This is a genomic window from Aneurinibacillus aneurinilyticus ATCC 12856 (assembly GCF_000466385.1).
Lineage (GTDB): Bacteria > Bacillota > Bacilli > Aneurinibacillales > Aneurinibacillaceae > Aneurinibacillus > Aneurinibacillus aneurinilyticus.
On record NZ_KE952869.1, the window covers coordinates 12,970 to 27,818 of the forward strand.

Annotated in this window: 13 protein-coding genes; 2 read left to right on the plus strand and 11 right to left on the minus strand. The window is 46.5% G+C overall.

Going from position 1 to position 14,849, the window contains the following annotated elements:
- Positions 1-6: 6 nt before the first annotated feature.
- From HMPREF0083_RS20100 to qhpC, 11 genes are all read right to left on the minus strand, one after another.
- Positions 7-1,311 (minus strand): FAD-binding oxidoreductase, encoded by a 1,305-nt coding sequence (locus HMPREF0083_RS20100; protein ID WP_051354740.1) that lies wholly within the window; start codon positions 1,309-1,311, stop codon positions 7-9.
- A 107-nt stretch (positions 1,312-1,418) separates the two neighbouring features.
- Positions 1,419-1,562 (minus strand): hypothetical protein, encoded by a 144-nt coding sequence (locus tag HMPREF0083_RS28295; RefSeq protein WP_021623564.1) that lies wholly within the window; start codon positions 1,560-1,562, stop codon positions 1,419-1,421.
- A 337-nt stretch (positions 1,563-1,899) separates the two neighbouring features.
- The gene (locus tag HMPREF0083_RS20105) at positions 1,900-2,691 is read right to left on the minus strand and encodes a YheC/YheD family protein (protein WP_148316028.1); all 792 of its coding nucleotides are present in this window, start codon (positions 2,689-2,691) and stop codon (positions 1,900-1,902) included.
- A 76-nt stretch (positions 2,692-2,767) separates the two neighbouring features.
- A complete protein-coding gene (locus HMPREF0083_RS20110) occupies positions 2,768-3,514 on the minus strand; it encodes a S8 family serine peptidase (protein ID WP_021623567.1) in 747 nt (248 codons plus the stop codon).
- Complete coding sequence (locus HMPREF0083_RS20115) at positions 3,489-5,177, minus strand: ABC transporter ATP-binding protein (protein ID WP_021623568.1); 1,689 nt, start codon at positions 5,175-5,177, stop codon at positions 3,489-3,491. The genes HMPREF0083_RS20110 and HMPREF0083_RS20115 overlap by 26 nt, the downstream gene beginning before the upstream one ends.
- Before the next feature lie 10 nt (positions 5,178-5,187).
- Positions 5,188-6,183 (minus strand): peptidase U32 family protein, encoded by a 996-nt coding sequence (locus HMPREF0083_RS20120; protein WP_021623569.1) that lies wholly within the window; start codon positions 6,181-6,183, stop codon positions 5,188-5,190.
- 25 nt (positions 6,184-6,208) lie between these two features.
- Positions 6,209-7,135: a hypothetical protein gene (locus tag HMPREF0083_RS20125; protein ID WP_021623570.1), complete on the minus strand. Its 927-nt coding sequence runs from the start codon at positions 7,133-7,135 to the stop codon at positions 6,209-6,211.
- A gap of 92 nt (positions 7,136-7,227) precedes the next feature.
- Positions 7,228-8,301, minus strand: a complete 1,074-nt coding sequence (locus HMPREF0083_RS20130; RefSeq protein WP_040304078.1) for a YncE family protein — start codon at positions 8,299-8,301, stop codon at positions 7,228-7,230.
- Entirely contained in the window at positions 8,298-9,758 is a 1,461-nt protein-coding gene (locus HMPREF0083_RS20135; protein ID WP_021623572.1) for a radical SAM/SPASM domain-containing protein, read from the minus strand. Before HMPREF0083_RS20135 ends, HMPREF0083_RS20130 begins: the two co-directional genes overlap by 4 nt.
- 20 nt (positions 9,759-9,778) lie before the next feature.
- Positions 9,779-11,425, minus strand: a complete 1,647-nt coding sequence (gene peaA, locus HMPREF0083_RS20140) for a quinohemoprotein amine dehydrogenase subunit alpha (protein ID WP_021623573.1) — start codon at positions 11,423-11,425, stop codon at positions 9,779-9,781.
- 14 nt (positions 11,426-11,439) lie between these two features.
- Positions 11,440-11,760 (minus strand): quinohemoprotein amine dehydrogenase subunit gamma, encoded by a 321-nt coding sequence (qhpC, locus tag HMPREF0083_RS20145; RefSeq protein ID WP_021623574.1) that lies wholly within the window; start codon positions 11,758-11,760, stop codon positions 11,440-11,442.
- Between the two features lie 220 nt (positions 11,761-11,980).
- Here qhpC and HMPREF0083_RS20150 point away from each other — a divergent pair, with 220 nt between their 5' ends.
- Positions 11,981-12,676: a response regulator transcription factor gene (locus HMPREF0083_RS20150; RefSeq protein WP_021623575.1), complete on the plus strand. Its 696-nt coding sequence runs from the start codon at positions 11,981-11,983 to the stop codon at positions 12,674-12,676.
- Positions 12,663-14,837, plus strand: coding sequence for a HAMP domain-containing histidine kinase (locus HMPREF0083_RS20155; RefSeq protein WP_040304080.1), 2,175 nt, complete (start codon positions 12,663-12,665; stop codon positions 14,835-14,837). The genes HMPREF0083_RS20150 and HMPREF0083_RS20155 overlap by 14 nt, the downstream gene beginning before the upstream one ends.
- Positions 14,838-14,849: the final 12 nt, after the last annotated feature.

Here is a 14,849-nt window from a genome sequence, read left to right on the forward strand (position 1 = left end):
TCATCGTTATATCCCTCCTATGAACCGGCCCGGATTCAGGATACGATCCGGATCAATCGTATGCTTAATGCCTTCAAGCAATGGAAAATGGGCTGGTACTTCTCCCCACGCTCCTATCCGTCGTCTAAGCGAAAGCGGGGCATGCCTCACGATGGCATATCCTCCCCTATCTTGTGCTAACCGACGAGTGGCATCGGCACAACTGGCAAGCTCCTCCTCGGTTCCTCCTGTAAAAAAAATATATGAAATACCGTGTCCTGCCCCACCATGCGCTTCCACCGTCACCCCCCTGTCCTGCCCTAAATGATGGCAGACAGCAATAATATCAGGTACATCCGTGTTTTTGCTTCCAATTTTCATGGCGATGCGCGTCTCTACCCCGTTCTCCTCTAACCCATATGGCGGAATACAAGCGAACGCATCCCACCACATCTGCGCCTCTCGTCCGATAAGCGTTCTTCCTAACGACGCTTCCGGTGCACAGCTCCGAACCCATGCTTCCTGGTACCTTACCGCACTTTCTACATCTTCAAATGCAATTGCCAGCATATATTCTGGTTTTTCTCCAAGCCGCCCTGCAAGTGTGGGACTAATTAACTCAAGTGAAACCGGCTCCAGCCTTGAATCTTGCAAGCTACGAATAAATCCTCTGATAGCATCCATTTCCCCTTCAGAAAAGGAGAGCAGCAGCAACCGTTCTGCCTTTGGCAACGGCCGAAGTTTAAATGATAATTCGCTGATAATACCTAATGTTCCCATCGAACCGATAAAAAGCTTGTTCATATCATAGCCAGCTACATTTTTGACGACTTTCGCGCCTGTACGAATAATCGTGCCATCCGGATATACAACTCGCATGGCAATCACATGGTCGCGAGCCGATCCGTAACGCAGTCGTTTCGGTCCACTGTCACCTGCGGCAACGATCCCGCCCACCGTAGCGTAAGCCGGCCAGGCAGGATCAAGCGGCAACATTTGTCCATATTCTGCCAAACAATTCTGTAGTTCTTGAACAGTGGTCCCCGGACGAACGGTAACGATCATATCACCCGGTGAATGCTCGATAATACCACTGCAACGAGAAAGTGAGAGTATGGCATCGGCCATTTCCTCCACCCCACCGAATCCCCGCTTCGTACCACCGCCCATCGGAATCAATCTCATCCGGTTCTGCCGGGCATACTTCAGGATTTCTACAATCTCCTGTTCTCCCTCCGGAAAAAATATACAAGGGGCTGTATTGCCTAATGGATGTGAAGCTGGCGCTGCTTCAACGGTAATTTGTTGCAGTAGCGTTCCTTTGTCTATCATTTTTTGTTTGCCTCCCTTTTTTTCTACAAACACGAAACAGGATACAACGATAAAAGGCTGTTGACGGATCGCCAACGGCCTTTAGTATAAGATGATCAGCTTGCATATTATTTATCGTTTTTATGCGCTCCTCTATTGAAAGGGATCGCCTTCTCTTCTTCTGTATTCTGTACTTCCTTAATAACTCGAATATACGATTCTACAACTTTACCCGCCTTTTTAATAACGATATGTTCGTATTTTTCGCTCATATAAACTTCCCCCCTTATTCATATTCGCAAAAAACAGCAGCCTATAATCTATAGGAAAAGCAACGAACAAACATAGAGGAATGAATATTTTTTATTTATTAAATATTTTGATTTCATTTTATCACATATAACTAGCAAAGGTCATCCTTAAAACGTGAAAATCCTGTGTGGTAGACTGAAAAAAGACACACTAGCCTTTCTTCTGCCGAAGCGCAGGGCGCATCGACCCTCTTCTTTTTTCCGAATTTCCTCCTTCCAACCACATGATCATGTCAAAATATCAAGTGTAACTTATATATATTACAAGTGTAGTATGAAGCTGTGCCAAAAGTGTATATTATCTTTTTTGCTGCCGTTTTTTGCGGATCGCATTAAGACGGCGTATTTGCCGATACATGGATTTGTCCTTCAATCGCGCAAACAGCGACTGTGTCGGTGCGGTATTTTCTTCAATAATCCATAGCTTTCCGTTCTTATCTACTGCTAAATCAAGTCCGACTTGCCAATACGTAGTATTGTATTCATCAAATCTTCGGCATGTTCTAAAGCCTAGCTCCTTCATTTCTTCCAATAGCGCATTAATGGACGCTTCGCTTAGGTTAAGTGACTTTTTAAGCGCATATCGAACCCCTGTCACATATCCTTTGCCACGTGCAATGTTCGTCACTGCACTGTTCGGCCCCGCGACTTTAGCCAGCATGCCGATATACTTCCATCTTCCGTATTCACGCATCATCATTAATCGAATATCAAATGGACGACCATTAATTTTAGCGAGGCGAATCCCTTCCTGGATAAGGTATCGTTTTCCTGGTTGCAAGTGCTGTTTTATTTTTCGATACAGGCTTTCTACCGTTTTGCAGCGAATTGTAGCTCCCTTCTCCCGGATGTATGCATATCCATTCTGGGTCCGCCAGATTTTGATGACTCCGCGGCCTCCCCGCCCGTAATCAGGCTTAACGAAAACAAGCTGATACATTCCTATATAGCTCTGCAGCGTATGCTCAGAAAAAATTGCCATAGGCGGCAGATAAGGCTGTATTGCATCTTCTTCCGAAAAGAAATTCCATAGCTTCCATTTCCCCGGCTCACGGCGCCTCGGTTTTCCACCCGGCATCCTATCACCCACTTATCCAAGCTTCTTTTTTTATTGTATTCATGAACAAGCAAAAAGGAACGGGCTGCCTATGCTATAAACTTCTTCATCAAACGTTATTCATCGTCCGCTGCTCCACTTCTAACACACTTGTTCGTATTACCTCCCTTACATCCCGAGCAGTATATACTTTATACTTCTCTATAATTTTAGCCAGAAAGCCGGTTATATGGGCAGCGGCAAAGCTGCTTCCCTGCAGATTAAACTTCTGGAGTGGACCTTCGAGGCGACGAGGAAAACCTAGTGCACGAAAACCAGCGGGTTCTTCTGTATGAAAGTAGAATACTTGCCCATTACAATGTTCTCCCGCTTTTGCACCATATACCGTCGGATAATAAGCGGGCCAGTACAACTGCCTCGTTTCATCACAGGCTGACACGATTATAACACCTTTGCGGTCTGCTTCTTCGCAAACCGACCGCAACTCAGGCACATCTCTGCTTACTCCAAGACTCAAATTAATGATGTGCATCCGTGCATCGATACACCATTCGATGGCGGCACACAGGATTTCTATATGGGTGCTTAATGTACTATGAAAAATTTTAACCGCCCATATGTCCGCTTCCGGTACCTGTTCGTACAGTACGCCTGCCACAGCTGTGCCGTGTCCGAGTTCATCTTGGTAAGCATCACTCAAAAATAATTGCCCTTCCTCCGATACGTGAAAGGCAACTCCGCCTGCCACACATCCGATATGAGAATGTCCTTCATTGATGCCGCTATCGATATGTGCAATCCTGATTCCTTTGCCGCGCCCCCATGCTTCATCAGCCATGTTCCCTTTCCAGAGCATAGGCTTCTCTCCTTTCCGCTCGTCGGTTCCTGATCTGTATCATGGAACCACTTTCCAATGTCCACAACCGGTCTACCCATGCAAGATTTTGTATGCGGTGAGCAATGATGATAACCGTTTGATTCTGAAGTTCCTGCTGGATAAAGTTGAAAATCTCGCCTTCGCCTTCCGCATCAAGATGGCATGTCGCCTCATCCAAAATAAAAATGTCCGCCTCTTGGAGAAAAGCCCAGGCTAGAATAAGCCGTTGCTTCATGCCCGCCGACAATCTGGTTCCCCGCTCTCCAACCTGTGTCTTTAAACCATCCGACATAGCCGCTACCGCTTCCTTAAGCCCAACTGCCTCCAGCATCCTCCACATCCTTTGTCCAGGTATAGGTTCTTTTCCCACCTGTAGAAATTCCTCAATGGTTCCGTGCCAGAGCGGGTGATCGTGCGCAATTAAACATACACGGCGATGCCAGGATTCGCGGGTAAACGCCTGAATATCCACTCCATCGCATCGGATAATGCCGGACGATGGACGTTGCACCCGTACCAGCAGATCGGCCAGCGTGCTCTTGCCTGCGCCATTCGGGCCGATAATCCCTATTTTTTCACCTCTGGCAATAGAAAATGACACATCACTGAACAGTTCAATCCCTTTTTCATGCGAAAACCCTACATTATCGAACGCAATATGCGAATCGAACAAATGCATTATCTCATCCCCGTCCCTATCTACAGACAAGCGAAGAATCGCTTCTGCCCGTTCTACAGCCACTCTGCCCTTCTGCAAACGAATGTACAGCTGAGCGAAGCCTTGGGCGGAAGCGAACAGCTTTGCCTGGTATGCGCCAAACGCCAACAGCGTTCCCAGGCTTAAAGCTCCCGCAAGTACTTTGACACCGAGAAACCAGACCGTGCAAGCGGCGGATGCTAGAATCATTCCCTGTGGAATCCCCTGCGCACAACTAGCAAGCAGGGTGAGTTTGATTTGCTGTTTATTCAGCCCGTTCAGATTGACCCGATATTTGTCTGTAAGTGTATTCGCCAAACCGGCCCCTCTGATAAAGCGTGGGGAAGAGAGCGTATCAAACAGAAAGCTTTGGTTATCTGCAGCCATCGTACGCATTCGCATGTTCGCTCTATACAATAATCGGCGAAACAGACGCGTCACTCCCAAAAGCAAGGGCAACAAACCAAAACAAAACAATGCCATTCTCCATTCCAGATACACCAACAAACTGACATCAATAAGAAATCCCACACTAACGACCACAAGCTGCATTACACCATCCGTGTACAAGCGCTGCGCCTCTCCCGCATCCTCATGAAGACGTGAAATCGTATCCCCGGCTCTTTGCTTCGAAAGAAAAGCACTATTCGCTTTTAGCAAACGGTCATACATAGCACTTTTCACTTCTTTTGTGATTTTCAAGCTAATGTGCAGGTAGCTATATTTGATGGTAAGAAAGAGCAAAAAACCTATGAACATACATGCTATCGCAACCGTCATCGCCTTAGAAAAGGAATAGGCGCGCTCGATAAACACCTGATCGATGATCCACTTGCCAAACAGTGGTTGTACAGCAATAAGCACGGTAGAACAAACGTTAAGGAGAAGAATGAACGAAAGTGATTTCCAATATGGCAGAATAAACGCGTTGATGCGTTCCGGCATCGCGCACCTCCTACCTGTAATAGCACATTAAGCCCGAGTCGCAAAAAGACGGCTGGTTCCTGACTTTCCGGGCAAAGCTTTGAATCTCGTCATCAGCGGCTTTCGCACGCACTTGCTCAACCACCGCCTTGACCAATTGAACGCTTGCCAGCTTCCGATACGGCGAACCTTCCCGTCCTACGATTTTCAACGAATCAATGCCGGCCCGATACAGCTCCGGCAGTGCACATAGACCACACGGACCAAGCGGCAGTCCATCCTGGGCCAATTGGCAGCCACAATCGTTAACAAACCAGACAAACTCACGGTAGTCCGTCACCTGGTTTTCCAATGCTTGCCGCTCCGTATGATTCAGCGATACGTTACCATCAGTTGGCAGCGCGATATACTCCCACTGGCTCTGGGCACAGAATGCCCCTGCCCGATTATGCGTTGTGTGACAAAAGCTTTCTTCATAAACACAGCCATCATTTAAAATAAACATCTCCAGCTCAATATCCCCTGCCGCAGCTTTTAGCTCAGCGATCTCTTCTATTTGTACGGAACGTGATAAAACAATACGCTCCGCTCCCAGCTCCCGGTATAGCTGAACGCTTCCCGTATTCAGCGGAGCAGCCAGACTACTAACATGAATGACGGCAGCAGGCACATTCTCCTTCATCGCCATCATTAGGCCAATATCGCTTACGATAAAAGCATCCACCCCGATGTCCTGCGTACAGCGTGTAATCAACTCCAGCAGCATCGGGTATTGTTCCTGTACATAATACGGTGCGTTCAATGTAAGGTAGACCGGAATGTTGTAGCTATGCGAAGCATTTACTATGTTTTGCAGCTCTTTTAGCGACATAACGCCGGCAAATGGATTTCTCCGATTGAGCCACACCCCGGGAGAATACTTTTCAATCCATTCCATCGGGGTAACGCCGCAGTAGAATTCTTCCGCACCGTTCTCTGCCAGCATCTCCACTTCCTGCAACGAACCAAGAGGCGCCAATATTTTCATGCCTTATCCCTTCTCCCTGTATGAACTATACTGGTAACCGCGGACTATAAACGACTCTGACTGCTCCGGCTTGCATTGCGCGCCGGAGTCCGGTTTCAATAAGCGTTCGGTTATGGGCATAGAAGGCCGTATTTCCTTTTTGAAAAATTCGATGTGTCATATGGGTGAATTGTCTGTTCTTCAATTCAAATGTATAGCGCTGGCATTGTTGCTTACAGTCCGGATCACCACGAAACTTGTCTTTTTTGTCCGAATCCATAAACCCCACCATACAAGCGCTTCCACTTGCTACACAGCCGAACGGATAGTGAAACGATAAAGCATGCGACTCTGTCTCCTGACCGAAACCTTGAATGGCCTCATCGAATTCAAGCCTGACCGTATCGCTCGATTCAAGAAAGCGTCCAAACCATTCGGATACGAGTCCATTTCCCTTTACTACATTTATGGCCTGCGGTGGGGCATTCTCATTGTCATAATAATCCGCAATCCGTGGATCACGGACGACTTTGTTTAACAGCCGTCCGATAACAGGACACAGCATGGGAAACTGTTTTCGGATATGCGAGTATACACCCCAATCGTTCACTACCACTTCTACCTTTTCTTTTACCTTTACGGCCTCTTGCTGCAACTCCGTAAGAATGGTAGTAAGCGCATGGAATTTCACATTATGAACATAAGGTGTGACAAAGGTAAAGGCCAGGCCATTCCGTCGGCTATACTCCAGAGCCTTCATAACGGCTATAGAAGAAGTGAGCCGGTATTGACAAAACTCGGAGCCAAAATAAAGACGATCCGGCATTCGCTTTTTACCATATACCGTTTCCCATGCTTCGAAAAATGCCTTCTGTGTCTGTGTTTCAATCTCATTCTGATAGCTGAAAGGCTTCCATGGCCTCTCGGTAAGCTTCATATCGCGCAGTGACTGAATCGCTATCGCAAACTCCATTGCCTTTCCCCCTTCTTCTTATGAAATGCCCGCTTCTCCACAGGAGGAAGCGGGGACATATTCCGGCAGACAATAGCCGTTATTACAGCGGATTAGTTTTTAATAGCTTTCACTTTAATGTCCATTCCATCTGTCGGTGTTTTTATAATTTTCTCTACGTTCAAATCCGTATCAGCTACGATAAAATCGTTGCCTCCTCCGCCAAGATAAATCTTTTTGCTATCCGTACTCATGTTAATACCGTAAATTGTGCCGGTCGGCGGTTTGGTGTCTTTAATGACATGCCCATTCTTCAAATTGACTTTGTACCAGTGGTTCATAATAACATACCCATATTTTTCCTGATCGTCTATGATAGCGGAGAACATACCTACAGGCTCTTTATCAAAGTCTTTTATTTTAAAAGCGCCTGTCTCCAGATTTGCCCAGCCGATACCCTCTGCCACGCGCCCGTCCGGATACGTTGTTACAGTAGGAAACGAGTTGAATTTCGTATTTTCTCCACGTGGAAAGAGTAGAAGAATATTGGTTGAGCCTTGCCGTTCATCTTTCCTGTTTTTTATTTCCTCTTTTTTCTCAAGCTTCCATGTTTCAGTATGCAGCGTATACAGGTCATATCCCCAGACAAACAACGTGTTCGGATCATTCTTTTTAAACTGTAGACTATGGATGCCATAAGGGGCTTCAATATCTCGTACTACTTCCTTCGTTTTCAAATCGATTTCAATAATTTTACTGGGTAACGCTTTAAACCGATTAGTCTGCTTTTCTCCCTGCGTGACAAACGCGTATGCTTTCAATCCATCCGGCGAGATGGCCGACCCCCATACACGGCGATCCAGCATACCTTTGTCCGTACGCCCAATTAAATTTATTTCTTCCATCACTTTATTCTGTATCGTATCGATCATATATAATGTGGTTCGTCCATTGGCAAGAAGCAGTGCCGTTCGCCCGTCTTCCGTAAAGCTCACATCCCTGACTGGCCCTTTTACTTTAATACTGGCCACTACTTTTGGGACAGCGGGATCGATGACCGTCAGCTCCCCATATCCAGATACATACACCCGTTCTGTATAACTTTGTGCTGTATGCGCTCCAGAAAAGCTGAACACAAGCATAAATAACGACAGCGCAAAAGCATAGGCTACCTTTTTCCACTTCAATTGCTTACACACCCCTCTTTCCCAATGCCTGCAATTCGATCAAGAAATGCCGGATTCTTCTCCATAATCCGTACATATGTCACCAGTCCGACAGTGATCCATTCGTGCATCCAATCACAGTAATGTGCATTTGGCCGACGATAATCTCCCTGACGTTCCATCGCTTCGTAATAACATCCGCCGGAACAAATATGCTTCAATGCACAGGTGGTGCATGATTCTTTACGATCTACATGCAATTCATCAAGCAGATCCCGCTGCCGCTGCCGATTTACTCCCTCATAAATATCACCCAGTTTAAATCGTTCGTCCTCATTAAAGCGGTGGCATAAGTACAAACCTCCATCCGGACTAACAGCGAAAAAACCTAATCCAGCACCGCATCCATACGCCTTGTTCGTTCCGATATGCAGCTCCTTTAGCAAATTCGTCAAATTTGAAAAGCCCAGATACCGATCATTTACAGCGTAATCGATATACAAATCAGCAATATCTTCGAATTGTTCGAGCAGGTCCCGCATGTCTTGCTCATCCAATGCCAGACGATCATCTGTCTCAGTAACAGGCGCAAACCCTACTTCATAAAACCCTTTTGCCAGCAGATGAACCAATGACTTTTCTACTTTCTCAAATCCTTTGGAGACGGTCACTCGGCTTCCCACCGGCGCACTTCGATGCCCCTCTATCAACTGAAATACGTTGCGACTTATCTTCTCATATGAACCCTGTCCACCAGCAAACAAACGATGTCTGTCATGCGCCTCTTTCGTACCGTCCATGCTGACCGATACGCCTACCCTGTATTGTTCGAGAAACCGCACCTTCTCCTCGGAGAGCAGTGTACCGTTGGTTGTGAGGGAATAGTTGACCTTCTTTCCCCATATGCGTCCCTGCTCACTTCCGTACTCGACAAGATGCTTCAGCACCTCCCAGTTTAAAAATGGTTCTCCCCCAAATAAAACAAGCGTAACTTCTTTCTCTTCATAGCTGTTCTCCATCAGAAAACGAACCGCCTGTTCGGCCACTTCGCGGGATAAGTATTTTTTCGGTGCGCCATATTCCCCGTCTCCTGCATAGCAATACGTACATCGCAGGTTGCATTCGTTAACCAAATGCATGACAAGGGTTTTTACCGGCATTCGTTCTGTATGCCGAGGAGCGGGCGGTGTAAGTGTAAAGCCCTGTTCCGGACTTTTGCCTTCATATTGCAGGATTTCCAAATATACAAGCTCCTGCAGCGCCTGCCTATGGTTCTTCTGACCATTCGTCTGTCCGAAATATGCTTCTGCTTCGAATATCATGCTATCCCCTACACGCTCCCCGTTCTGTTTCGCAAAGGAGACGATATCCGCTGCTACATCATCGAGAGCAATAATCGTACCGGTCAAGCCATGAAACAAGTACGGTCGACCATCCACTTCAAAATCGATGTAGTTGCTTAGCCGCATCGTTGGCATATGCTTCCCCTCCTCTTCCGCTAGTTAATAACGTTATTATAATCAGGTACCGTAACGACCAAATGGGTTTTCCCTGTCAACGTATTTCCTCCATAGCGGTATTCTGCGATGACACTGACGCTTCCCACATTTTCCTGGGTGAACGGACGCTCCTTGTTTACTCCTTCGGCCGCCGGCGTAAATAATCCGGTTTTGCTGTCTATGCTACCAATATAATGTAAGTCTTCGTCTTTTTCTCCTTCCGGGTATGAGGCCAACGCCCACTCAGCCGTCACCGGCATCAATTCAATATCGTCGTCTGTTCCCTGTTTACCGTCTTTGCCACTGCTATAGGCGTATGCGACGAATTGTGTACTCACTTTGTGCATCAGCCCCGCGCCCCCTACTCGGGCTACCGCGTACGGCGGAGTTACTTTTATATAATCAATGCGATCGTAGACCACCAGCTTCGGATGAACAATCGCCTTTTCCGTACCGATGATACTCGCCCCTGTCAAAGCAGCGTCATCAACCGCAAGCGATATTTTCACTTGATCATCCGACAGAACGAACATGTTTTTAAGCGAAACGCCAGCCGGCAATTTCAAATCCTGTGCTGTTAGCTGTTTTACATTCATGCCATACAAGGTAAGGTCCTGTGTTTGCCCACGCTGGATAGCTCTGGGCTCCATGTGGATGATTTCAGGCTTTTCGGTTTGTACTTTATAATACGTCTCCTCCCCGGTGATGCCCGGATTGTTCGCATCTGACCAATCGCCTGTAATCGTTTTTCCGTCCCTTCCAACGTTGAATGTACCGCGCAGCTTTTTGCCGGCCTGTTCATACTGCATACGCAGCGCATATCCCGAATACATCTCTACGTTTCCTGTCGACTGAAGCGACACATTTTGGTCCAAATAATGCACGCTCTTTTTTTCGGTCAATTTGCCATCCGTACTCATAAACTCACTGTCTCCAACGTACGCACCTTTCGTCCCCTGAAAACCGACCACTTTCCATTTTCCGTCGACTTGCTGGTTTTTCCCCTTCCAATTCTCCCATTCTTTGTTCTCTAGCGGATATTGTTTAGCCAGATAATTGATGGCAGCATCCGCCACAACCGGCCAGTCCGTATGCCGATGATTTAAATAAATAGATGGAAACATTACGAGATGGAAGTCTTTTAAATTCTTCCACTCTTCCTCCGTTCTGCGCTGTGCCATAAAGCGCCCACCAGCATGACAGGTCATACATGCGTTTTGCAAATTCGGATTTTTAATTTGATCTTCCATATGGGAAGGCTTCTCAGCTAACCAATACTGTACGCTTTGCGCCTCCTCTGGCGAAAGTCCCCGCTCGTTGCTTAAATCCCGAATCAGTTGCTTGCGCTGTTCATCGGTTACTTTCAATCCATGCAGACGTTCCATACGCGCAATCGTCTGTGACCATCCTTCCGGTGTTTTTCTCATATATTCGATTCGCGCCAGCTTTCCGTTTTCATCTACAGCATGACATCCCATGCATGAAGCTTCTACTTGCTTGCTCACATGGGTTCCGCCCACGCTCGGAGGTATGGCTGCTGTTTCTCTTGTCTGGTTGCCCTGTCCATTCCAGTACAAGGCAAAAAATATAATTGCACTGACAGCTATAAGCCCCAGCAAAAGAAGACGTATCCGATTCTCCTTCATGCTTCTTCTCCTCTCTATGGTTTTACGTACTGCAACTTTCGCCAATCATTCGCTGCCACCGGACATTCGTCAGAGTAACTGCCATAGTTCGTCAGGCCATCCGGTACCTGGGCTGCCCACCAGCAATCACCATAACAGCCATAAATGTCCCGGTAATGGGGTTGGCACAATCCATCAAGCACCATCCCCGAAAAATCGGTTTCCCATCCAGGATCAAATAACGTGGCACACCCCATTGGTAGCAGGGATAGGCCTTCAACTTCCGGTTTTTTCTTCACATCTATGCGCGACTGCAGCCTTTTTCCTTTCCAGTTCAAAGGTTTTATATGCTCCATATGCCGCCCTCCTTTTTATAATTTTCTAACTATTTTAACGTAAATAAGACAAATATCTGTTAGCGCACCATTAAATTCCCATCAAATTTCTATCAACTTCATTTGATAATTCCCGGCCTAATTGCGTATTTATTATCAATAAAAATAAACAAATATTGATTTTAAAACGTTATTGTAAGAAAATTTAAATATATTACTAAAATTGCACGAGGTGAAGAGGATGAAGCCCGTACTTATCGTAGAAGACGACAAGGACATACAACGTCTGCTGTCGACTTGCTTTGAACAGGAAGCGTTGCCCTACTCAATAACTTCTTCTGGTCTGGAAGCGGTCGAGCTTGTCAAAAAAACTTCTCCTTCGCTCATCCTGCTCGACATTATGTTGCCCGACTCGGACGGCATGGAGATTTGCCAGCAAATACGTATGCTTACCTCCAGTCCGATTATGTTTTTGAGCTGCAAAAACAAAGATACCGATAAAATTCTCGGCTTCAGTCTTGGTGCCGACGATTATGTAGAAAAACCATTTAATATTGGTGTGCTGATGGCCAGAGTACGTGCCCATTTGCGTCGGAGTCGTCTGCTACAACAACAACAGCAGCAGCACGAAGATCACCAAATACGCTTTGATAACATTTGCATCAATGTACATTCGCGTGAAGTGTTTCGGGACAAGAGGGTGATTTCCCTGACAGCGAAAGAGTTTGACTTACTCTGTTTCTTTGTCCGGCATCCCAACCGCGTCTTTACGTCTGAGCAACTCCTTGATAGCGTCTGGGGAACCGATACGCTCAGCGAAAAACGAACAGTAGTTGTTCATATCTCCAGCCTGCGGCGAAGCATTGAGGAGAATGCGCTTCAGCCAAGATATATCGTCACTGTCAGAGGAGTGGGATATAAATTTGCTGCCGTTTAATGCAATGACCCGATCTTTTTTTCTTAAAATCGTATGCTTTACAACGCTCCTTTCCTTTCTTCCATATACAGGATTGGGCTTGTATAGCTTAATTCAGGTTAAATCGTTGTCCAACCGCATCACAGAAGAGCAAACCCGAACAGCTATTGATGGTGTTCTCGCTCAAAAGCTAGCATTACTTGAAAAAGAAGCAGAGCTAAATCAAGCGGAATTCATCCGCATTGAAACCGCTCTCAATCTGCTCCAAAAGCAGGCCGAATACATATTCACATACTCCAAGCCGGATGGTGGAGCACATATCGCCCTTAAGCGGACGAAGGAGGGGTATATGGCTTACCCGGATCATAAAAATGCATCGCTCTTCCTCAGCTCTATCGCTCCCTTATCCCCCCGTCTACGAACGGATCTGGAAACGGCTGCGCAGCTGGAGCCACTGCTAAAGGAAATTTCGCGCAGCGAACCGAGCGTTAAAGCTGCCTTCTTCTGTTTTTCTGAATCGGGTTTCCTGATTTACCCGCCCATTAATCTTGAATATGAGGTGTCCCTGGGCCAACTGCCTACGGATATGCATGTTCAGGATTATGAATTTTATTATATTGCCGATGCCGCACACAATCCGGACAAAGGCGTCATATGGACACGCCCATATGAAGATCTCACTCATTGGAAATGGGTTGTAACCGCCAGCGCCCCCGTATACCTTCCGAACGGCCAATTGCGGGGTGTGCTCGGAATCGATTTCCCGCTTGATCATATTGTCGCCAAATTTCTGTCATTAACCTTTTCCGAACCGAATGCATTTGCTTTCATTACAGGCGAACAAGGTCAACTAATTGCAAGCAACCAGTCGAAAACGGGACATACGATTTCCGACCATTCCACGTCCGGCCTCTTTGATTCCAATAACCGGCTGATCTCGCCTATTCCAGAAGCAGGAACAAAGACAAAAGGCGTGCGAAAAATCTCTTCTGCAAACGGCGACGCTTACCTTTTATTTGCCCCAATATCAAACAGCGGCTGGACGATGAATTTCTATGTGCCGGAGGCGGATATCGCGGAACCGATTGCCGTCCAGGCAGCAAAGCAAACGGATACGCAGCTAAAAAACTTCATTTTCCAGCTTTTATTTTTTTTGATTGTTGGTGCCGTTCTGCTTGTGCTCTTTTCATACCGCTTCTCAAGAACCGTAACGGAACCGGTCAAGCGCCTGACAACAGCAATCCAAAAAAGCGGAGAAGGCTATTACCGGCAACAAATCGAAGTTACATCACAAGATGAAATCGGTAATCTGACCCATACGTTTAACTGGATGAGCCATACGATTCAACAGCTAATTAGCGAGCTTAAAAGGCGTGCCGACCAATTGGAAGAGAAAATAGGAGAGCGAACGAGGGATCTGCAAATTGCAAATGAAAGACTACTGGAGATGTACAAGCGTTTGAAACACTCGGAACAGGCACGCTCTGAGCTTATCGTGCAAATCTCCCATGATTTGAAAACGCCGCTCACTTCCATCAAAGGATATTTGCAGGCTCTTGCCGCATACGAGCTTACGCCCGAAAAAGAAGAAGAATTCATGCGTACTGTTCTTGCCCGTACCAATCATACGATTCAGCTTATTGATGATTTATTCGAACTGTCTTCACTAGAAACCCATGCCTCTGCTTTGCAAAAAGAATGGCTTACGTTTGATTTTCTGCTTGATTATGCATTGGATATGGCAATAAAAGAAGCGGAGGAATTAAATATTGAGGTGCGTACGAACTATCCGTCTGATTTGCCGCTCATTTTCGTCGATCCGGCAAAGATGAATCGTGCACTCGTGAATATTCTGGGGAATGCGATTAAATATTCCCGAGAGAAGGAGTTAATCCGTATCCATATCGTTTGTTATGAAAAGGATGGGCAAGTAGTCGCCGAGATCACGGACAATGGTATGGGGATTTCAGAAGAAAATATGAAAAACATTTTCAGCATGTTCTATCGCGAACCGAAAGCGAAGGAAGCAAACCAAACCGGAAGCGGTCTCGGCACGAGCATCGCCAAAAAAATCATTGAAAAGCATGGCGGTGATATCTCGATTGCGACAACATCCGATGTAGGAACAACCATTCGCATTTCCCTTCCTTGTGAAACGGACACAGAAGAAAGCGTCGGATGATGGTATCAACTG